Origin of the sequence: Gordonia sp. 135 (genome assembly GCF_009720185.1) — a bacterium.
GTDB lineage: Bacteria > Actinomycetota > Actinomycetes > Mycobacteriales > Mycobacteriaceae > Gordonia > Gordonia alkanivorans.
This window is the reverse complement of sequence record NZ_CP046257.1, coordinates 3541168-3561521: the sequence shown is the minus strand read 5'-3', so window position 1 is coordinate 3561521 and position 20354 is coordinate 3541168. Positions and strand designations below refer to the sequence as shown.

20 protein-coding genes are annotated in these 20354 nt (G+C 68.4%); 13 read left to right on the top strand and 7 right to left on the bottom strand.

Translation table 11 applies throughout. The features are described 5' to 3' along the window. The first annotated feature begins 6 nt into the window (after positions 1-6). Positions 7-1152, top strand: a complete 1146-nt coding sequence (gene dapC / locus GKZ92_RS16165; protein ID WP_155225422.1) for a succinyldiaminopimelate transaminase — start codon at positions 7-9, stop codon at positions 1150-1152. Between the two features lie 25 nt (positions 1153-1177). Here the strand turns inward: dapC and GKZ92_RS16160 are convergent, their stop codons facing one another. Beyond that, positions 1178-1837 carry a TetR/AcrR family transcriptional regulator gene (locus tag GKZ92_RS16160; protein WP_155225421.1) on the bottom strand — a complete coding sequence of 220 codons (660 nt, stop codon included), beginning with the start codon at positions 1835-1837 and terminating at the stop codon, positions 1178-1180. Positions 1838-2088: 251 nt separating this feature from the next. Between GKZ92_RS16160 and GKZ92_RS16155 the strand changes: the two genes are divergently transcribed. Continuing rightward, complete coding sequence (locus GKZ92_RS16155; protein WP_196222011.1) at positions 2089-4263, top strand: ABC transporter permease; 2175 nt, start codon at positions 2089-2091, stop codon at positions 4261-4263. 81 nt (positions 4264-4344) lie between these two features. Here the strand turns inward: GKZ92_RS16155 and GKZ92_RS16150 are convergent, their stop codons facing one another. Further along, a complete protein-coding gene (locus GKZ92_RS16150) occupies positions 4345-4593 on the bottom strand; it encodes a DUF3072 domain-containing protein (protein WP_155225420.1) in 249 nt (82 codons plus the stop codon). A 50-nt stretch (positions 4594-4643) separates the two neighbouring features. Further along, the gene (gene dapD, locus GKZ92_RS16145; protein WP_155225419.1) at positions 4644-5609 is read right to left on the bottom strand and encodes a 2,3,4,5-tetrahydropyridine-2,6-dicarboxylate N-succinyltransferase; all 966 of its coding nucleotides are present in this window, start codon (positions 5607-5609) and stop codon (positions 4644-4646) included. Between the two features lie 214 nt (positions 5610-5823). On the opposite strand from dapD, the gene GKZ92_RS16140 reads away from it, so the two are divergent. The 10 genes from GKZ92_RS16140 (at position 5824) to GKZ92_RS16095 (ending at position 14516) form a co-directional block, all read left to right on the top strand. Next, positions 5824-6345, top strand: a complete 522-nt coding sequence (locus GKZ92_RS16140; protein ID WP_155225725.1) for a DM13 domain-containing protein — start codon at positions 5824-5826, stop codon at positions 6343-6345. Positions 6346-6408: 63 nt separating this feature from the next. Further along, a complete protein-coding gene (gene dapE, locus GKZ92_RS16135; protein ID WP_155225418.1) occupies positions 6409-7506 on the top strand; it encodes a succinyl-diaminopimelate desuccinylase in 1098 nt (365 codons plus the stop codon). A 52-nt stretch (positions 7507-7558) separates the two neighbouring features. Then, entirely contained in the window at positions 7559-8383 is an 825-nt protein-coding gene (locus tag GKZ92_RS16130; protein ID WP_006359459.1) for a TIGR00730 family Rossman fold protein, read from the top strand. Further along, on the top strand, positions 8380-8916 hold the full coding sequence (locus GKZ92_RS16125) for a TIGR00730 family Rossman fold protein (protein ID WP_006359458.1): 537 nt from the start codon (positions 8380-8382) through the stop codon (positions 8914-8916). Before GKZ92_RS16130 ends, GKZ92_RS16125 begins: the two co-directional genes overlap by 4 nt. A 77-nt stretch (positions 8917-8993) precedes the next feature. Further along, entirely contained in the window at positions 8994-10820 is a 1827-nt protein-coding gene (locus tag GKZ92_RS16120; RefSeq protein WP_006359457.1) for a long-chain-acyl-CoA synthetase, read from the top strand. Beyond that, the gene (gene folP / locus GKZ92_RS16115) at positions 10817-11698 is read left to right on the top strand and encodes a dihydropteroate synthase (RefSeq protein WP_006359456.1); all 882 of its coding nucleotides are present in this window, start codon (positions 10817-10819) and stop codon (positions 11696-11698) included. Before GKZ92_RS16120 ends, folP begins: the two co-directional genes overlap by 4 nt. Continuing rightward, positions 11695-12708: a glucosyl-3-phosphoglycerate synthase gene (locus GKZ92_RS16110; protein ID WP_006359455.1), complete on the top strand. Its 1014-nt coding sequence runs from the start codon at positions 11695-11697 to the stop codon at positions 12706-12708. The genes folP and GKZ92_RS16110 overlap by 4 nt, the downstream gene beginning before the upstream one ends. Positions 12709-12855: 147 nt before the next feature. Then, positions 12856-13302, top strand: coding sequence for a DivIVA domain-containing protein (locus GKZ92_RS16105; protein WP_042375590.1), 447 nt, complete (start codon positions 12856-12858; stop codon positions 13300-13302). A gap of 102 nt (positions 13303-13404) precedes the next feature. After that, positions 13405-13572 carry a DUF3117 domain-containing protein gene (locus GKZ92_RS16100; protein ID WP_004019232.1) on the top strand — a complete coding sequence of 56 codons (168 nt, stop codon included), beginning with the start codon at positions 13405-13407 and terminating at the stop codon, positions 13570-13572. A gap of 41 nt (positions 13573-13613) precedes the next feature. Beyond that, positions 13614-14516, top strand: coding sequence for a putative RNA methyltransferase (locus GKZ92_RS16095; protein WP_230461816.1), 903 nt, complete (start codon positions 13614-13616; stop codon positions 14514-14516). Positions 14517-14536: 20 nt separating this feature from the next. On the opposite strand, the gene glgA is transcribed toward GKZ92_RS16095, so the two are convergent. Continuing rightward, positions 14537-15703: a glycogen synthase gene (glgA, locus tag GKZ92_RS16090; protein WP_196222010.1), complete on the bottom strand. Its 1167-nt coding sequence runs from the start codon at positions 15701-15703 to the stop codon at positions 14537-14539. 113 nt (positions 15704-15816) lie between these two features. Here glgA and glgC point away from each other — a divergent pair, with 113 nt between their 5' ends. Next, entirely contained in the window at positions 15817-17031 is a 1215-nt protein-coding gene (gene glgC, locus GKZ92_RS16085) for a glucose-1-phosphate adenylyltransferase (RefSeq protein ID WP_006359451.1), read from the top strand. 155 nt (positions 17032-17186) lie between these two features. Here glgC and GKZ92_RS16080 read toward each other — a convergent pair whose 3' ends face one another. From GKZ92_RS16080 to cofD, 3 genes are read right to left on the bottom strand one after another with little or no spacing between them, the layout of a single operon-like run. Beyond that, a complete protein-coding gene (locus GKZ92_RS16080; protein ID WP_035751189.1) occupies positions 17187-17762 on the bottom strand; it encodes an NUDIX hydrolase in 576 nt (191 codons plus the stop codon). Further along, positions 17759-19108 (bottom strand): coenzyme F420-0:L-glutamate ligase, encoded by a 1350-nt coding sequence (locus tag GKZ92_RS16075; RefSeq protein WP_006359449.1) that lies wholly within the window; start codon positions 19106-19108, stop codon positions 17759-17761. The genes GKZ92_RS16080 and GKZ92_RS16075 overlap by 4 nt, the downstream gene beginning before the upstream one ends. Further along, a complete protein-coding gene (gene cofD / locus GKZ92_RS16070) occupies positions 19105-20139 on the bottom strand; it encodes a 2-phospho-L-lactate transferase (protein WP_006359448.1) in 1035 nt (344 codons plus the stop codon). The genes GKZ92_RS16075 and cofD overlap by 4 nt, the downstream gene beginning before the upstream one ends. Positions 20140-20354: the final 215 nt, after the last annotated feature.

Below are 20354 nucleotides of genomic sequence, written 5' to 3'. Positions count from 1 at the left end.
CCCGCAGTGAGCACCCCGGTGTCCCGTGCAGCAGCGCCGCTTCGCGTGTCGACGACACGTGTGAGCCGGCGCCTGCCCGACTTTCCGTGGGACACGATCGCCGACGCCAAGGCCGCCGCACGTGCACACCCCGACGGCATCGTCGACCTCTCCGTCGGCACCCCGGTTGACCCGGTCCCGCCGCTGATCCGCGAGGCGCTCGCCGACGCCGCGGAGTTCCCCGGATACCCGACGACGACGGGTACCACCGAACTGCGCGAGGCGGCTGCGGAGTCGCTGACGCGGCGTCACGGGGTCACCGGTCTCGACCAGTCCGGAATCCTGCCGGTCATCGGGACCAAGGAGGCCATCGCCGGTCTGGCGTCGACTTTCGGGCTCGGGCCCGCTGACGACGTGGTCATCCCCGAGGTCGCCTATCCGACCTATGAGGTCAGTGCGCTGCTCGCGGGTGCGCGCGCGGTGCGCGCCGACTCGACCATCGCGCTCGGCCCGATGAACCCGGCGTTGATGTTCATCAACTCGCCGTCGAATCCGACGGGCAAGATCCTGGGTCTCGACCATCTGCGCAAGGTGGTCGGCTGGGCACGTGAACGGGGCACCGTGGTGGTCTCCGACGAGTGCTACCTGGGTCTGAGCTGGGAGGGGGAGCCGCCGCTCTCCGTTCTCGACCCGCGTGTGTGCGACGGCGACCACACCGGCCTGCTCGCCGTCCACTCGTTGTCGAAGATCTCCGATCTCGCGTCGTACCGGGCGGGCTTCTTCGCCGGCGACACCGACCTCATCGCCGAGCTGCTCGCCGTCCGCAAGCACGCGGGCCTCATGCTGCCGTTCCCCATCCAGGGCGCGATGACCGCAGCGCTGCGCGACGATGCCCACGTCGACGAACAGCGTGAGCGCTACGCGGCCCGGCGCCGCACGCTGCTCGCCGCTGTCGAGGCGGCGGGTTTCCGCGTCGATCACTCCGAGGCCGGCCTGTACCTGTGGGCCACCCGGGACGAGCCGTGCCGCGACACCGTCGCGTGGTTGGCGGAACGCGGAATCCTCTGCGCGCCAGGCGATTTCTACGGACCTGTCGGCCACCGGCACGTTCGGATGGCGTTGACTGCCACCGACGAGCGCATCCGCAGCGCCGCCGACCGCCTGGTTGCCTGACCGCGTCGTACCGGCCAGGCGGGGGCTAGAGCAGCACCCCCGGTGAGGCCGGGCTGAACGAGCTCGGTTCCGTCACCGGCGCCGAGAGCATCCCGGCGGCCGCATCGGTGAGGAAACCTCCGAAGGCGGCCCATTGGGGATCGGTCTTCCCGGCTGCGATCGCCGCCTCGTACTCAGCGCACACGTCGACGACCATGCGCGCCAGAATCCAGATGCGTCCCCGGATGACGTCCCCGGGCAACCAGGACATCTGGTGTGCGATCGCGGTCACCATCTCGTCGACCACCGAATCGGCTTTGGCGACCTCGGCGACCAGGGTGGCGAGTGCGGGCACATCGCGCGCCTGGAGCACGAATCGCGCGCGCCACGTCGGCAACGGCAGGCCGTCGAGGGTTTGCGTGACCGGCTGGATGAGGCACCGCAGCAGGTCGGCGATGAGTGGTTCGGCGGGCAATGCGGCCATCATCTCCGCACGCAGCGAACGCGTCCGCTGGGTGTGGCGCTCGACGAGCTCGCGGAGCATCGCCTCGCGGCCGCCGAAGTGGTAACTGACCGCCGAGTGGTTCGCGTTACCCGCGTGCACGCAGATCCGCCGGTTGGACACCGAGTCGATCCCTTCCGTGGCGAAGAGTTCCTCCGCCGCGTCCAGTAGCGCGCGACGTGCCTGGTCGCCGTGTCGTCCCATCGGGTCGCCGCCTTGTTCTCGTCATCGCTGGTGTCCGCTGGTGGTGTCCGCGGGTGTGCTCGTCGTGCCCGCGCTGTCTCGCCGCAGAGAGCCTACGACGAAGATCACTCGGTACTGCGTTCATCATTTTAAGACAAGTGGCGTAAATTATGGAAGTCGCCGCGAACTCGTAGGTGCCAGTGTCCCGTGCCGTCGAAGGTGCGCGGTCGGCGAGTGCGAGCGGCCCCTTTTCCGAACATCCAGGAGGTTCTGTGGCCACGCCCTCACCGGCCCACACCGACAAGTCCGACGACACGGTCCCGGCGCACGACGCCACCGAGGCCGAACTCGAAGCCGCCAAACAGGCGCGCAAGATGAAGATCGGGCGTTACGGCTTCGCGTTCGTGTTCCCGTTCCTGATGGTGGTCATGATGATCACCGGCTACCTCGGGTCCATGCACGACCCGCAGCCCAACGACATGCCGATCGCCGTGGCCGGCTCGACGCCGGACGCCGAGCGGTTCGTGGCTACGCTGGAGAACGCCGACGCCGATGCCGTGGACATCCGGGTGGTCGACTCCGCGGAGACCGCGCGCCAGCTGGTCGTCGACCGCGAGGCCTCGGGTGCCGTCGTGCTGCCCACCGCAGTCGACGACACCTCGGCGACCGTGTACACCGCAGGCTCTGCCGGTGCCTCCCAGGCGACGGCGGTCACCGGACTCGTGGCGCCGCATCTTGGGGCGGAGGGATTGCGGATCCAGTCCGAGGATCTGGTGCCGCTGCCGGCCGAGGATTCGTCCGGACTGGCGCCGATGTTCATGGTGACCGCCCTGATCCTCGCCGGCTACATGCCGCTGAGTCTGCTGCTGTCCTCGGCCCCCGAGCTTCTGCGGCTGCGCCGCATCGTGCCGATCCTGGCGGTGTGGTCGGGTCTCGCCAGCCTGCTGACCTGGATCATCGCCGGACCCGTCCTCGGTGCAGCGCAGGGCAGCGCCTGGGAGGTGCTCGGCATCGGCTGGCTGGCCGTATTCGCGGTCGGCGCGGTCCTGCTGTTCCTCACCAGGATCCTCGGTCCGCTCGCGGTCCTGGCGGGCATGCTGTTCCTGATGGTGCTGGGCATCCCGGCGTCGAACATGGGTATGTCGGTCTACACGATGCCCGGCATTTTCCCGTGGTTACACGGCTTCCTGCCGACGCCGGCAGCGGGCGAGGCGTTCCGCTCGGTCATGTACTTCGGCGGCAACGGCGTCGGGGGACACCTCCTGGTCCTCGTGATCGGTGCTGTGCTGGCGCTGGCCGCAGTCGCGGGGATCGACGCCGTGAAGCGCCGCCGCAACCACGAAGAACCTCAGCAGTCGATGGTGTCGATGACCGGTGGCGTCAAGCCGCCCAAGACCTGGGTGCGGTACGCCCTCCTCGCGTTCTTCCCGCTGGCGATGGTCGTGATGATGTTGTCGGCGATGCTCGGCGGGATGGGCGAACCGACCCCGCGTGACATGCCCGTCGCGGTCGTCGGCTCGTCGGAGGCGCAGGCCGAGCAGGCCAGGAACGGTTTCCAGAGCAGCATGCCGGGCCTGTTCGAGCTGACCGCGACGACCTCTGCCGACGATGCGGAAGCGGCCGTGCGTGACCGGCAGATCGTGGCCGCCTACGTCCTGCCGTCGGCGGAGAACCCGTCGGCAACCCTGATCACCAACGGTGCTGCGGGTATGAGTGCGCAGCAGGTCGTGCAGACGGTGTTCGGGCAGGTCGCCCAGAGCCAGGGGATGACGCTGAACATCACCGATCTCACCCCGCTTGATTCCGAGGACTCGGTGGGCACCGTCAGTCTTTATCTCGCGATCGGCTGGATCATGTCCGGCTTCCTGCTCATCATCGTGTTGGCCAATGCGGCACCGGATCTCATGCGCAAACGGATTCTGGTCCCGATCATGGCCGGCTGGTCGGCCTTCATGTCGGTGGCGCTGTGGGTGATCGCCGATCTCATCGTCGGCGCGATCGACGGCCACTTTCTGCCCCTGTTCGGGCTGGGGCTCGCGGCCATCTTCAGCACCGCGCTGTTCACCACGGTGTTCACGCGGATGATCGGGCTCCTCGCGGTGCTGCCGGTGGTGGCGGTGCTCATGTTCCTCGGGGTTCCGGCCTCGGGCGGCGGGCTGTCGGTCTACATGACGCCGGACATCTTCCGGTTCCTGCACGACGTGCTGCCGTTGCCTGCGGCGGTGGAGTCGGCGCGGTCGATCCTGTACTTCGGTGGAGACGTCACCTCGACACACCTGCTGACGTTCGGGATCTGGGCGGTGGCATCGTTCGCCGCACTGTTGATCCTCGACCGGTTCTTCGCCCGGCCGCCGCAACCGATCCCGGGGCAGCCGGTGTCCCAGGACGCGGTCGGCGAGAAGGCCGCGGAGGCCGACGACGCCGAACACGCGACGGCATCACGATAGCCACGTAGCCAGACGCACGAAGGGTGCCGGACGATGACTCGTCCGGCGCCCTGTGTGTCCCAAACTGTATGTCCCAGGCTGTTATTCGGCCCCGCGTCCGCTCTTGTTCTGCAACCGGTCGATCTCCTCGGATGCCTGGGCCTTGGTGAGGTCGGCGGAGATGGTCTCGCCCGCCTCACGCGCGAGCGTGTCGAGGTAACTGCGCTGAGCGCCGGTCATCGGCTCGTCGCCCGTCACCCAGTCGTCGGGATCCTTCTCCGTGCTGTTGCCGGCACCGGCGCCGAGAACGTCCTCGCCGCCCAGCGTCGAACTGTTGTTCGATGTACTCATGAGGCCACAATACGACCGAATCGGCGATCCGGCCAGTCCCACGGCGCGGATCAGTCGTTCTTGTGCAGCGTCTCGTTCAGGGCGATGCCGTCGCCCTTCCACGGCACGACCTCGACCGCGCCGGTCAGGCTGTTGCGACGGAACAGCAGGTTCGACTGACCCGAGAGATCGCGAGCCTTGATCTGGGTGCCGTCCGGACCGGTCACCTTGGTGCCGGCGGTGACGTACAGGCCGGCCTCGATGACGCAGTCGTCGCCGAGCGGGATGCCGCAGCCTGAGTTCGCGCCGAGCAGGCAGCGCTTGCCGAGGGAGATGATCTCCTTGCCGCCACCGGAGAGCGTGCCCATCGTCGACGCGCCGCCGCCGATGTCGGAGCCGTCGCCCACGACGACACCCGCCGAGATGCGACCCTCGACCATCGACGACCCGAGAGTGCCTGCGTTGAAGTTCACGAAGCCCTCGTGCATCACCGTGGTGCCGGCGGCCAGGTGGGCGCCGAGACGGATGCGGTCGGCGTCACCGATGCGGACGCCGCCGGGGACGACGTAGTCGACCATGCGCGGGAACTTGTCGATCGAGTACACGGTGACCGGACCGCGGGCGCGCATCTTGGCGCGCACCGACTCGAAGTTCTCGATCGCGCACGGACCGTGATTGGTCCAGACGACGTTGGTGAGCATCCCGAAGATGCCCTCGAGGTTCGCGCCGTGCGGCTCGATGAGCCGGTGGGAGAGCAGGTGGAGTCGGAGGTAGACGTCGTAGGCGTCGACCGGGGCGACCGACAGGTCGGCGATGCCGGTGCGGACCGCGACGGTCTTGACGCCGCGGGCCTCGTCGACACCGACCAGTTCGCGCAGTTCCGCCGGTGTCGACTCCTCGTCGAGGACGACGGTCTCGGCGGTCTCGACGCCGTCGAGTTCGGGTGCGGGGAACCAGACGTCGAGCACGACTCCCGGAGTCGACCCCCCGTCGATCACCGTTGCGATGCCAGTTGCGTGTGCGCCAGTAGTTGTCACGGCACCCGAGTCTAGGCGATCGGCCCGGGTGAACGACGCCGCGCCTCCCGCCGCCCGCCGCCGTCGGCGCATCGGGGCCGACGGGTGCCCGCCCGTCATCCGAATGGCTCAAACTCCTGGTGGGGGCAGGTTCGGGGCTCGTATCGTCGCTGCCATGACCGGCCACGACCGACCTTCCCCACCCGCCCCGCGGCGCAGGCGTCGCTGGCCCTGGGTGCTCGGCGGCGTGGGCTTGCTGGTCGTCGTCGCTGTCGCGGTCGCCGCGGTGATCTTCCAGCCGTGGCTGATCTTCGTCGACACCGAGGTCGACGACGAGATCCCGGTCGCTGTGACGCCGTCGACCTCGCAGGTCGGTCAACCGCCCCCCGCCGCGCCCGTCGTGCTGTCCGAAGGCCGGCTGATCAGCCACGAGCATTCGACCTCGGGAACCGTCACGATCATCGAGAAGCCGGACGGTACACGGGTTCTCGCCATCGAGAACCTCGACACCACCACCGGACCCGACGTCCACGTCTGGTTGTCGCAGGCCGAGGTCGTCGAAGGCTTCAGCGGTTGGCGGACCGCCGCCGATCCGCCCCACGTCGACCTCGGGACGATCAAAGGCAACAAGGGCAACCAGGTCTACGAGATCCCTGCCGACGTCGACCTCGACGCCTATCCCGCGGTGTTCCTGTGGTGTGTGAAGTTCAGCGTCTCCTTCGGCGCCGCCGAGCTGGCCGCACCGAACGCCGGCTGATCCATGTCGGTGGAGCCGAACCTTGCCGGTTGAGCTTGTCGAAACCCCAGATACGGTAGGCGCGTGAGCACCGCACTCGACCTCGCCGCCGATCCCGTCGAACTGACCGCCGCCCTCGTCGACATCGAGAGCGAGTCGCGCAACGAGTCGGCCATCGCCGGTGCGGTGGAAGCGGCACTGCGCGAACAGACGACGGGCTTCGAGATCCTCCGGCACGGCAACCGGGTACTCGCCCGCACCAACCGGGGGAAGGCGCAGCGCGTCATCCTCGCCGGGCACCTCGACACCGTGCCCGTCGCCGGCAATCTGCCGTCGCGACGCGAGAGGCATCCCGAGGAGGGCGACGTGCTGCACGGCTGCGGCACCGTCGACATGAAGTCGGGCGACGCCGTGTTCCTGCACCTCGCCGCGACGCTCGAGGATCCCGCCCACGACCTGACGCTGATCTTCTACGACTGCGAGGAGATCGCCGCCGAGTTCAACGGCCTCAACGACATCGAGCGGGAACTGCCGGAGTGGCTCGCCGGTGACGTCGCCATCCTCGGCGAACCCACCGCCGGTCTCATCGAGGCGGGTTGTCAAGGGACGCTGCGCGTTCGGCTCTCGACGTCGGGAACGCGATCGCACTCGGCCCGCTCGTGGATGGGGGACAACGCGATCCACAAGCTCGGGGGAGTGCTGACCACGCTGGCCGCCTACGAGCCGCGCCGCGTCGACATCGACGGCTGCGAGTACCGCGAGGGACTCTCGGCGGTCGGGCTCGGCGGCGGTGTCGCAGGCAACGTCATCCCCGACGCCGCGCACGTCGACGTGAACTTCCGCTTCGCCCCGGACCGTTCCGTCGAGCAGGCCCTCGACCACGTCGGCGAGGTCTTCGCCGCCGACCTCGCCGACGGCACGGTCACCCTCGAGGTCACCGACGCCGCGGCCGGTGCGCTCCCCGGCCTGGCCCACCCGGCGGCCGCCGCGCTCGTCGAGGCCGCGCAGGGACGCTTCCGCGCCAAGTACGGCTGGACCGACGTCTCACGGTTCTCCGCCCTCGGCATCCCCGCGGTGAACCTCGGGCCCGGCGACCCGAACCTCGCGCATCGTCGGGACGAGCGCGTCCCGGTCGAGCAGATCCGCACGGTCACCGAGCTGCTGCGCGCGTACCTGTCCTGAGCCCGGCCGACGCCGGCCGGGAGCCGCATCGCACGCTGCTAGCGTGAGCCGCATGTCGACCGATCCGGAACCTCTCGCCACCGACTCCGCCGCTGACGACGTCTGCTACGTCGGCCCCATCCGCATGCGGCCGGAGCAGCGCGGCAAGACCACGGACCGGCGGCTTCTCGAATGGGTCGACCCGCGCGATGCGGATCGTCGCGCCGAACGCACGATGCGCGACTCGTGGCGGGTCCTGCGCATCCAGTCGGAGTTCGTCGCGGGCTTCGACGCGATGAGCGAGGTCGCCGAGGCGGTGACCGTGTTCGGCTCGGCCCGGCTGAAGCCGGATTCGCCGGAGTACGCACTCGGCGTGCGCGTGGGTCGTGCGCTCGGCGAGGCCGGCTACGCGGTGATCACCGGCGGCGGGCCCGGCGCGATGCAGGCGGCCAACCAGGGTGCGCACGAGGCGGGTGCCCAGTCGATCGGGCTGAACATCGAGCTGCCCTTCGAACAGGGCCTCAACCCCTGGGTCGACCTCGGCATGAACTTCCGCTACTTCTTCGTCCGCAAGACGATGTTCGTGAAGTACGCGCAGGCCTTCGTCTGCCTGCCGGGCGGCATGGGCACGCTCGACGAGCTGTTCGAGGCGCTCACCCTGGTACAGACCAAGAAGGTGGTGCGATTCCCGATCGTGTTGGTGGGCAGCGACTTCTGGGGCGGCCTGCTCGACTGGATGCGCGACGTGCTGGCCGCGCGCGGGATGATCTCGCCCGAGGACCTCGACCTGCTGACCGTCGTCGACGACCCGGACGACGTCGTCGCGACGATCGAGGCCGCCGCCCCGACGCAACCCGGCGTGAACCAGTCGGGAGTCGATGGCACGATTGCCCGGTGAGTGCCGTCTGTGTCTACTGTGCGTCCGGTCCCGTCGAGCAACGCTTCCTCGATCTCGCCTCCGAGGTGGGGGCGGCGCTCGCGCGTGCCGGTCACGTCGTCGTCTCCGGCGGCGGCAACGTCTCGATGATGGGTGCGCTGGTCACGTCGGCGCGCGCGGCGGGCGGCAACACCATCGGCATCATCCCGAAGGCGCTGATCGAGCGCGAGGTGGCAGACCTCGGGTCCGACGAACTCGTCATCACCGAGACCATGCGTGAGCGCAAACGCATCATGGACGAGCGTGCCGACGGTTTCATCACGCTCCCCGGGGGTATCGGAACTCTCGAGGAGCTGTTCGAGACCTGGACGGGTGGGTACCTGGGCATGCACGAGAAGCCGGTGGTCCTGCTCGATCCTTTCGATTTCTACGCGCCGCTCCTCGGCTGGCTGCGAGAGTTGTCGACAACCGGTTTCGTCTCCCAGCGGTCGTTGGATCGACTGCTGGTCACGGCCTCTGTCGACGAGGCGATCGAGTTGGCGACACAGCGGTAGAAACTTCCTACCGGCCGGTAAGGTGGCGCGGTGAGTGCGCGGGGCACTCACGACGCCCAGCGGAGAGCGGAGGCCACATGCCAGAGACCCAGCCCAAGGACGTCCAGACGGACTCGACGACAGACGGTTCGAATCAGGACACGGTGAAGACGGTCGGGGTGGGGGATCTCCTGCGCGGCGTGGCCAGGATGGCGCCACACGCGACCGGGATGATCAAGCACGCGCCGGGCCTGATCCGGCGGCCGCCGGAAGCGAAGAAGACGATCGGCTCGGTCTTCCAGAAGCATGCGAGTGCCCATCCGGACCGCCCGTTCGTCCGGTTCGAGGGCCGCACGACCACCTACGGCGAGGCCAATCGCCGGGTGAACCGTTACGCCGCAGTTCTTTCCGAGGCCGGTGTGGGCAAGGGTGACGTGGTCGCCCTGCTCTCCAAGAACAACACCACCGATCTGCTGCTGATGCTCGCGACGGTGAAGCTCGGCGCGATCGCCGGAATGCTGAACTACAACCAGCGCGGCGAGGTCCTCGAGCATTCGGTCAAGCTGCTCGGGGCCAAGGTCCTCGTCCACGACCCGGACTGTGCCGAGGCCTTCGAGTCGATCCCGGAGTCGGCGCTGCCCGACCATGTCTTCGACTTCGCCGAGTTCGACGCGGCCGCCGAGGGCAAGGCGGACACCGACCCAGAGGTCACCGCACAGCTGCCGGCCTCGACCAAGGCCTTCTACATCTTCACCTCGGGCACCACCGGGATGCCCAAGGCCAGCGTGATGAGCCACAACCGATGGCTGGCCAGCTTCTCCGGTATCGGCGGTCTCGCGGTCCGCCTGCGCCACAGCGACACCATGTACGTGCCGCTGCCGCTCTACCACAACAACGCACTGTCGGTGTCCCTGTCGTCGGTGCTCGCGTCGGGGGCATGCTTCGCGATCGGCAAGTCGTTCTCGGCGTCGAAGTTCTGGGACGACGTGATCCTCAACCGCGCCACCGCCTTCTGCTACATCGGTGAGTTGTGCCGCTACCTGCTGGCGCAGCCGGAGAAGCCCACCGATCTGCAGCACTCGGTGCACACCGTGGTCGGAAACGGGATGCGCCCCGACATCTGGGACGAATTCCGTGAGCGGTTCGGCGTGGACCGCGTTGTCGAGTTCTACGGCGCAAGCGAGCTCAACCTCGCCTTCGTCAACGCCTTCACCGTCGACAAGACGGCCGGGTTCTGCCCTCTGCCGTACAAGATCGTGGAGTACGACGAGGAGGGCAATCCCAAGCGCGACTCCGAGGGCCGACTGACCGAGGTCGGCAAGGGCGGTACGGGCCTGCTGCTCGCGCAGATCTCCAACCGGGTGCCGGTCGACGGCTACACCGACGAGGAGGAGACCGAGAAGAAGATCGTGCGCGACGCCTTCAAGGAGGGGGACTCGTACTTCAACTCGGGCGACCTCGTCCGCGATCAGGGCTTCGCGCACATCGCCTTCGTCGACCGCCTCGGCGACACCTTCCGGTGGAAGGGTGAGAACGTGGCCACCACCGAGGTGGAGGGTGCCGTCGACTCATACGACGCGGTGGCCCAGTCGGTGGTCTACGGCGTCGAGGTACCCGGCACCGATGGCCGCGCCGGGATGGTGGCGATCAAACTGCGCGACGGCGCCGACCTCGACCCGAAGCGGCTCGCCGAACACCTCTACAAGGCGCTGCCGTCCTATGCGGTGCCGCTGTTCGTGCGCATCGTCGACGACTTCGAGCAGACTTCGACGTTCAAGAACCGTAAAGTCGAACTCCGTAAGGAAGGTTATGCCGACGCCGAGGCCGATCAGGTCTACGTGCTGGTCGGCAAGGAGAAGGGCTACGTGGAGTACTACGAGGATTACCCCGACGACGTGGCAGCCGCCAAGGTCCCCAAGGGATGACCGTTTCGCCGACCCTGTGCGGTCGTCCGGTGGCCGTCGACCGTGCGCTGGTCATGGCGATCGTCAACCGCACCCCTGACTCCTTCTACGACCGTGGCGCCAGCTTCGACGACACCGCTGCACAGCGGCGCGTCGACCAGGTGGTCGCCGAAGGTGCCGACATCATCGATGTCGGCGGGGTGAAGGCAGGGCCCGGCGAAGAGGTCGACGCGATGACCGAGGCGGCTCGCGTGGTGCCGATGATCTCGTGGATCCGGGAGCGCCACCCGGATGTGCTGATCAGCGTCGACACCTGGCGCAGCGAGGTCGCCGACCAGGCGTGCGCGGCGGGGGCCGACCTCATCAACGACACGTGGGCCGGAGTCGACCCCGAGGTCGTCGCGGTCGCGGCCGAACGGGGTGCGGGGATCGTGTGTTCGCACACCGGCGGTGCCGTCGTCCGGACCCGCCCGCACCGCGTCTCCTACGGCGATTCCGTCGACGCGGTGGTGGCCGACGTGCTCGACGAGGTGACCGGGGCGGCGGAGCGGGCCCTGGCAGCGGGCGTACATCGAGACGCGATCGTTATCGACCCGACGCATGATTTTGGCAAGAACACTCACCACGGGCTCGCACTGTTACGCCGTGTAAAAGATCTTGTTAATACGGGTTGGCCAGTCCTGATGGCGCTGAGCAACAAGGACTTTGTGGGGGAGACTCTGGGTACAGACCTGGAGCAACGGTTGGAGGGAACCCTCGCCGCGACCGCTCTGGCCGCCGCCGAAGGCGCCCGGATCTTTCGCGTACACGAGGTCGCCGCCACCCGTCGTGTGGTCGACATGGTCGCTGCCATCGCGGGAACGAGACCGCCCGCCCGAACAGTCAGGGGACTTGCATGACCAAGCAGAAGCGACGTAACCCCATCGGTCGCGATAAGGCCGCCGTCTGGCCGACGCCGGCCGAGGAGCTCGGTACCAAGCGGCAGTGGTCGGCGACCCACACCTGGGAGCAGCCGGACTGGACCATCGACGAACTCGTCGCCGCCAAGGACGGACGCACCGTATCGGTGGTGCTGCCCGCCCTGAACGAGGAGGAGACCGTCGCCGACGTGATCGCCTCGATCATGCCGCTGTACGGCACGCTCGTCGACGAACTGATCGTCCTGGACTCGGGCTCCACCGATGCCACCGCCGAGCGTGCGCTCGCGGCCGGTGCGCAGGTCATCAGCCGTGAGGAGGCGGTGCCCGAGCTCGAACCCGTCAAGGGCAAGGGTGAGGTGCTGTGGCGTTCGATCGCCGCGACCACCGGCGACATCATCGCCTTCGTCGACTCCGACCTCATCGACCCGGACCCCATGTTCGTGCCGAAGATGCTCGGCCCGCTCCTGGTGAATCCGGAGATCCACTTGGTGAAGGGCTACTACCGCCGTCCGCTGCGTACCGGCGGCACCCAGGACGCCAACGGCGGCGGCCGCGTCACCGAACTCGTCGCCCGCCCACTGCTGGCCTCCCAGAAGCCCGACCTCACCGCGGTCCTGCAGCCGCTCGGCGGTGAATACGCCGGCACCCGCGAGATGCTGTCGTCGGTGCCGTTCGCGCCCGGCTACGGCGTGGAGATCGGTCTCCTCATCGACACCTACGATCGGTACGGCCTCGGCGGCATCGGACAGGTCAACCTCGGCGTCCGCACCCACCGCAACCGTCCACTCATCGAGCTCGGCGTCATGAGCCGGCAGATCGTCGGCACGCTGATGCGCCGATGCGGCATCGAGGACTCCGGCGTCGGACTCACCCAGTTCACCGCCGAGCCCGACGGCTCGTTCACGCCGCACACCACCGAGGTCTACCTCGAGGACCGTCCGCCGATGAACACCCTCCGCTCGATCGACTCCAAGGTGATGGCCTCCTAGCCATCCGGCCACACCCCGACTCCGGCGACACCCTGACACGCCTACGGCGTGCCGCAGTGTCGCCGGATTCGTGTGCGGAGGCGATCGCCGGCCCGGCCGCCAGGTGCCGCCGGGGCCGCGCGCCGGCGGTCTGTCAGGATGGAATGCATGCAGACCCTGCTGCTGTACCTGCTGATCATGGCGCTCGTCGCCGGGGCAGTGTTCGCCGTCGTGTGGTTCGTCTTCGGGCGCGGGGAGGAACTGCCCCCGGTCGAACCCGACACCACACTGACCCGCCTGCCGAGGGTCGGGATCGGCGGCGACGACGTTCGCGCGTTGCGTTTCGCGCAGACGTTCCGGGGTTACAAGCAATCCGAGGTCGATTGGGCGCTGGCGCGTCTCGCACGCGAGGTCGACGACCTCCGCGCGGTCATCGCACGGCTCCGGGAGCGCGAGTCTGGGTCAGGTCCGCTCCCCGGCGCCACGGGCGTCCCCGAGGCTGCCGAAGACGATGCCGCCGCCCCCGAGAATGGCCGGGATCAGGCGGCTTACGACGACCCGACCCCCAATCCCGCCTCCCGCGAAGCAGGTCCGTCGATACGCTCGGAGAGGTGAGCAGAGCACACCGGAACAACGCTTGTGTCGCGCACTCGCATTCGATTGAGACGACGACACGTATCATGTTCGAAGCAGGGACACTGTGAAGGGAGCTTGAGAATGGCGGCAATGAAGCCACGTACTGGGGACGGCCCCCTCGAAGCGGCCAAAGAAGGGCGTGGAATCGTTGTCCGGATTCCGATCGAGGGCGGAGGTCGCCTCGTCGTCGAGCTGACCGCCGACGAAGCCGCCGCACTGGGTGAGGAACTCCGCGGGGTCACCGGCTGAACGGAGATCTCGCCGACGTCGTCGAGCTGCTTCGATGCCCGGTGTGTGCCGGGTCATTCGAGACCGGACCTCTCGGGACCGGGCACGACGAAACTTCCCCGGCCGCAGCCGGGTCTGGACCGTCACCGCGTGGAGTCGCACTCCGCTGCGGTGACGGTCACTCCTTCGACATCGCCAAACAGGGTTACGTCTCGCTCCTCGACGGACGTTCGGGATCGCTGCGTGCCGACACCGCGGCAATGGTCGCGGCCCGTGCGCGTGTCCACGACGCCGGATTCTTCACCCCGGTCCTCGCCGCGGTCGCGGACCGGACACGCGAATTAGGTGCCGGTGTCGACAAACCCGTCGTACTCGACGCCGGAGCCGGTGGCGGTCACTACCTTCGCGCCGCGGTCTCCGCGCTCGCCGACTCGTCGCCGTCCGTCCGGGCACGGGGACTCGGCATCGATCTCTCCAAATTCTGTGCGCGGGCGATCTCCCGCGGCACCCCACGACACGCCGCAATCGTCGCCGACATCTGGCGTGGCCTACCGATCGCCGATGACGCTGCCACTGTTGTGCTCTCGGTGTTCGCCCCGCGCAACGCCGCCGAGTTCGCACGGGTACTCCAACCCCACGGTGGGCTCGTCGTGGTCAGCCCGGCTGCCGACCACCTCGCCGAGATCATCGAACCGATGCAGATGCTGCGGGTCGACTCCGGCAAGTACGAACGCCTCCAGGCCACCTTCGCCGACGGTTTCGAGGTCGTCGACTCGTCGACGATCCGGCACGTCATCGAACTCGACGCGCAGACCGTGGGCGACCTGGTGGCGATGGGGCCGTCGGCCTTTCATGCCGACGACGCCGACATCCGCTCGCGTGCAGACGCATTCGTGGGAGGTGGCACCGTGGGCGTGACACTGTCGGTGGTCGTGACGACCTGCCGCCCGATCGCGCAGGGCTGACCTGCCGCAACGGCGCGCTGTCAGCGGAGTACGGACCGGTACACCCCTAGGGTCTGTTCGGCGATCGTCGACCAGGAGAACTCGGCTTCGGCACGCTCGCGGCCGGCCGCACCCATCGCCGTGGCCGCGACGGGATCTCCGACGACGGCGTTGACCGTCTGGGCGAGATCGTGTTCGAAGGTCTGCGGATCGACGGGGTCGTAGGGCACCAACCGGCCGGTGACGTGATCGCGCACCACCTCCGGGATACCGCCGACTTCCGACGCCACGACGGCGGTCCCGCAGGCCATGGCCTCCAGGTTCACGATGCCGAGCGGTTCGTACACCGACGGGCACACGAAGACCGATGCTGCAGTGAGGATCTCGCGGATGCGGGGGAGCGGCAGCATCTCCCGTATCCAGTGCACGCCGGGTCGTGACGCGGACAGCTCGCCGACCGCCGACTCGATCTCGGCGCCGATCTCCGGGGTGTCGGGGGCGCCGGCGCAGAGCACGAGCTGGATGTCCGGATCGAACCGGTGGGCGGCAGCGACGAGATGGGCGACGCCCTTCTGCCTGGTGATACGGCCGACGAAGGCGACGATCGGACGCTCCGGATCGACGCCGAGCGCAGTCAGCGTCGATTCGGGGCCGAACGGGTCGTCGACGGGATACCACTGGTCGGTGTCGATGCCGTTGCGCACCACGTGGACACGTTCGGGATCGAGATGCGGATAGGTGGTGCAGATCTCGCTGCGCATCCCCGAGCTCACGGCGATCACCGCGTCGGCGTACTCGACCGCGTTGCGCTCGACCCAGCTCGACACCCGATAACCACCGCCGAGCTGTTCGGCCTTCCACGGCCGCGACGGTTCGAGCGAATGCGCGGTGAGGATGTGAGGGACGCCGTACAGCTGCGCGGCGACGTGCCCGGCGAGGCCGGTGTACCAGGTGTGGGAGTGCACGACGTCGGCGCCTTCGGCACCGACGGCCATCCGCAGGTCGGCGGACAGCGTCGTGATCGCCGCATTCGCGCCGGCCAGGCCCGGGTCCGGCGAATAGACCGCCGCGGTCTCCCGCTCGGCACCCATGCAGTGCACATCTACGGTGGCGAGATCGCGTAGGTGGCGGACCAATTCGGTGACGTGTACACCGGCGCCGCCGTACACCTCGGGTGGATACTCCCGTGTCATCATCGCCACCCTCATATCGACGACGCTAGTGGCATCCGCAGCAGTTCGCCATCGCAGAGTGAACACAACCGCGAATCCGATGGTGCGGTCATCTGGCCGAGGCTCCCGATCGCGGTTAAGTTGGGGGAGTGAGATCACAGCCGCACGTCCTCGGCATCGTCCTCGCGGGCGGCGAAGGTAAACGCCTTTACCCGCTGACGATGGATCGGGCAAAGCCTGCGGTGCCCTTCGGCGGTGCCTACCGGCTGATCGACTTCGTGCTGTCGAACCTGGTCAATGCCGGATACGAGCGCATATGCGTGCTGACACAATACAAATCGCATTCGCTGGACCGGCACATCTCGCAAACCTGGTGGACATCGGGATTTCATGGCGAATACATCACCCCGGTGCCCGCGCAGCAGCGCCTCGGTCCGCGCTGGTACACGGGTAGCGCAGATGCAATCTTCCAGTCCATGAACTTGATCAGCGATGAACAGCCGGAATACATCGTGGTGTTCGGTGCCGATCACGTGTATCGCATGGACCCGTCGCAGATGGTCGAGGCGCACATCGCATCGGGAGCCGACGTCACCGTCGCCGGCATCCGCGTACCGCGTGCGGAGGCCGTGGCCTTCGGGTGCATCGACTCCGACGCGTCCGGCAAGATCACGCGCTTCCTCGAGAAGCCCGCGGACCCGCCCGGGACCCCCGACGATCCGGACTCGACCTTCGCCTCCATGGGCAACTACGTGTTCACCACCGAGGCTCTCGTCGACGCCCTGCGCGCCGACGCCGCCGACTCAGACTCCGACCACGACATGGGCGGCGACATCATCCCCGCGTTCGTCGCGCGCGACACCGCCTACGTCTACGACTTCAAGGACAACGAGGTGCCCGGGGCCACCGAGCGCGACAAGGGCTACTGGCGTGACGTCGGAACCCTCGACGCGTTCTACGAGGCGCACATGGACCTCGTGTCCGTGCACCCGATCTTCAACCTGTACAACGGCCGCTGGCCGATCCGCGGCGAGACACACAACCTGCCGCCGGCCAAGTTCGTCCAGAGTGGCGTCGCCGAGGACTCGGTGGTCGGTTCGGGCTGCATCATCTCGGGTGGGACGGTACGCAATTCGGTGCTGTCGTCCAACGTCATCGTCGAGGACGGCGCGATCATCGAGGGCAGCGTCCTCATGCCGGGCGTACGGGTCGGCAAGGGTGCGGTCGTGCGCAGGGCCATCCTCGACAAGAACGTCGTCGTCGGCGACGGTGAGCAGCTCGGCGTCGACCCCGACGCCGATCGCGAACGCTTTTCCGTCAGCGCCGGAGGTGTGGTGACGGTCGGCAAGGGGATTCGGGTCTAGCGCCGAACTTCTGCTCCCTGAGGTGCGAGCGGAGCGAGCCACGAAGGGCCGGTGAGGTCGACGCACCAGGCCTTCGTGGCTCGTCGCTTGCGCTCCTCGCACCTCAGGCAGCAGGGGGCGGCGCCCGAGCGGAGCGGAGACGCCGCGTGTCGAGGTCAGCTCGCCAAGGCCGCGCGGATCAGTTCCGGGATGTCGGCGTCGGCATCCGGGGGCAGGTCGTCGATGGGCCACCACTGCAGGTCCACGGACTCCTCGCTGCGTGCGAACTGCGGCAGGCCACCGTCGGCGGTCGGGCCGGCGACCACCCGGTAGCGCACGTCGAGATGCCGGGTCGGCACGCCGAGCGAGCAGGTGATCGGGTGGGTGTGCAGGTGGACGATGCCACCGCCGGCGCCGATCTGGTCGAGATCGAGCCCGGGGATGCCGGATTCCTCGCGGGCCTCTCGCAAGGCGGCGTCGGCCAGGGTCTCGTCGGACGGTTCGCAGTGTCCGCCGAGCTGAATCCACTTGCCGACGCGCGGATGCAGGGTCAGCAGGACATGGCTGCGATCGGCGTCGAAGACGATGGCCGACCCGGTGACATGTCCTGCCGCACAGGCCCGCAGGCACGCGTCCGGGGCAGCGGCCAGGAACGCGAGGTAGGCATGCCGGAGGCTGTCCTGTCCCGAGTCGGGCGCCTGCCAGGCGGTCAATGCCTCGACAGCAGAGGCGTGCAGGGATTCCGCGCTCACAGTTCGATCACCCACTCGTCGGTCGGCGCCGCGTCGCGCAGCGGGGCAGCTTCGAGCGGGTGTCCGATGGCGACCGCGCCCAACGGCTCCCACGACGCGTCCACTTCGAGGACACGACGTACCGTAGGTGCGGCGAAGATCGTCGAGCCGACCCAGCAGCTGCCGATCTCGCGGACCGACAGCGCGATCAGCAGGCTCGCCACGGCACCGCCGGCGGCCACCGTGAACATGGTGTGCTCGGCCGCATTCCGACGCTCGTCGGGGTACTCGTGCACGCCGTCGGGTACCAGGAACGGGATCACCAGTTCCGGTGCGTCATAGAGGATCTGCCCGCGGCGGAGTCGCTTCTCGATCGATTCGGGTGTCTTGGAATCGGATTCGAGGTCGGCGCGCCATTCGGCGGTCATCGCGTCGAGCAGCGCACGACGCCGCTGCTCCGAGCGCACCCACACGAACCGCACCGGATGGGTGTGGTGCGGCGCGGGCGCGGTGAGGGCCTCACCCAGGGCGGTGCGGATCAGTTCCGGGTCGACCGGCCGGGTATCGAAGGCGCGTACGGACCGTCGGGTGCGGATGGCCTCCCGACGACCCAGGGCGATGGCCTCCTCGGTGCCGAGCCGGAACAGGTCCTCGTCGGCGGGCCGGATCAGATCGGCGGCGGTCGAACCGTCGTCGACGGGCGCGAACCCACGCACGACGGCCACCGGCACGGCGGCGAGCTTGCCCTTGACCAGATCTGCGGCCGCGGACAGTTCGTCGGCGACCGCGATGTCGGTCACCACCAACGGGTTCCCGTAGTCGTCGGTGCCACCGTCGTAGGGGTGGGTGACGGCGATGCCCGCCGACCCGATCGCGACATCGGTCTGTCCGGTGCGCCAGGCGCGGCCCATCGTGTCGGTGATGATCACCGCGACCTCGAGTCCGGCACGCTCGGCGATGGCGGCCCGCAGTCGTCTCGCGCTGCCGTCGGGATCCTCGGGGAGCAGGGCCAACTGGTCGGAGCGCACATTGGAACCGTCGATCCCGGCCGCGGCCTGGACAAGACCCAGACGGTTCTCGGTGATCAGCGTGCGGTTCTTGCGGGCGAGCACCCGCACCGACTCGGCCTCGACGAGCCTGCGTCGCAGCGCATCACGTTCGTCGGGATCGGCCGGTGCATCCACCATGCGGCCCTCGGCCTTGGAGATGATCTTGCTGGTCACGACCAGTACATCACCGGATTCCAACCACGGTGCGGCGGCGAGGATCTCGGCGGCGACGTCGGATTCGGCGGTGAACTCGGGGAGCCCGGTGACGGGTCGGATCTCCAGGCCGTCCGGGGCGCGGTGATCGGCGAGGTCGCTCACTCGGTGCCCACGTTCTGTTCCGGCATGGCCACGTCGACGAGTGCGCAGGCAGCTCGGATCATCTGTGCGGTCGCCTGCGGGTCGGTCATCAGCAGCGGTGCGGAGCCGATGGCGATGCCGTCGACCTGTGCCCGGTCGCCCTCGGCGATCAGCCAGCCGTCGAGGATGCCGTTGCCGCTGCGGGCGCCGTAGTGGGCGGCGACCGCCTCGGCCGACGACTCGACACCGATCACCGACAGGCATTCGTCGGCCATGCCGCGCAGCGGCCGGTTGTCGATGATCGGCGAGACACCGACCACCGGGGCCTTGGTGGTGCGCAACGCGCTGCGCATCCCGGGAACGCTCACGATCGCACCGATGCTCACCACCGGATTCGACGGTGCGAGCAGGATGACGTCGGCGTCGGCGATCGCGTCGAGGACCCCGGGTGCCGGGGTGGTGTCGTCCGAACCGACCTGCGCGAAGCCGAAGGTCGGGATCCGGGCGCGGTGGCGCACCCACCATTCCTGGAAGTGGATCGCGACGCGCTCGCCCTCGTCGCCGTCCGGCTTGGCGATCACCACATGCGTCTCGTGCCGGTCGTCGGTCACCGGCAGCAGGCGCACGCCCGGATTCCATCGGCGGGACAGTGCAGCGGTCACATCGGACAACCTGTACCCGGCGTCGAGCATCTGCGTACGGATCAGATGGGTGGCGAGATCGCGGTCGCCGAGGCCGAACCAGTCCGGGTCGGCGCCGTAGGCGGCGAGTTCCTCTTTCGCGTGCCAGGTTTCACCGCGCCGGCCCCAGCCGCGTTCCGGGTCGATGCCGCCGCCGAGGGTGTACATGCACGTGTCGAGGTCGGGGCAGATGCGCACTCCATGCATCCACGCGTCGTCGCCGACGTTCACGATCGCGGTGAGCTGATGTTCGCCGAGACCGAGCGTGGGGTCGTCGGGATGCGGCGGGAACGGGGTGGCACCGAGCAGTTCGCGCAGTCCGAGGAGGAAACGCGCGCCCCCCACGCCGCCGACGAGTACGGTCACCTTCACAGCAGGTACTCCTTCACACCGCCACTCTAGTGGTCGGCCGTGAGGCCCCGTACGCCGCTGTCGCACCCGTCCTGCGGGTGGGGAGGAGGGCTCGCCGAGTGTGATCTTCACTTCGCCTTCGAGCCGTCGTCGTGTCGAGTCACAGATTTGACGGCAGGCGATGGTAAAGGGAATTCTTCGATTCAACTTGACCGGGACCGCCCTCGGCGTGTCTA

Coding starts and splice junctions, on each gene's coding strand:
- GKZ92_RS16130 (WP_006359459.1), top strand. CDS start 7,559: ATGTCGACCGATCCGGAACCTCTCGCCACCGACTCCGCCGCTGACGAC.
- folP (WP_006359456.1), top strand. CDS start 10,817: ATGACCGTTTCGCCGACCCTGTGCGGTCGTCCGGTGGCCGTCGACCGT.
- glgA (WP_196222010.1), bottom strand. CDS start 15,703: ATGAGGGTGGCGATGATGACACGGGAGTATCCACCCGAGGTGTACGGC.
- GKZ92_RS16150 (WP_155225420.1), bottom strand. CDS start 4,593: ATGAGTACATCGAACAACAGTTCGACGCTGGGCGGCGAGGACGTTCTC.
- GKZ92_RS16105 (WP_042375590.1), top strand. CDS start 12,856: ATGCAGACCCTGCTGCTGTACCTGCTGATCATGGCGCTCGTCGCCGGG.
- GKZ92_RS16100 (WP_004019232.1), top strand. CDS start 13,405: ATGGCGGCAATGAAGCCACGTACTGGGGACGGCCCCCTCGAAGCGGCC.
- GKZ92_RS16160 (WP_155225421.1), bottom strand. CDS start 1,837: ATGGGACGACACGGCGACCAGGCACGTCGCGCGCTACTGGACGCGGCG.
- GKZ92_RS16120 (WP_006359457.1), top strand. CDS start 8,994: ATGCCAGAGACCCAGCCCAAGGACGTCCAGACGGACTCGACGACAGAC.
- GKZ92_RS16110 (WP_006359455.1), top strand. CDS start 11,695: ATGACCAAGCAGAAGCGACGTAACCCCATCGGTCGCGATAAGGCCGCC.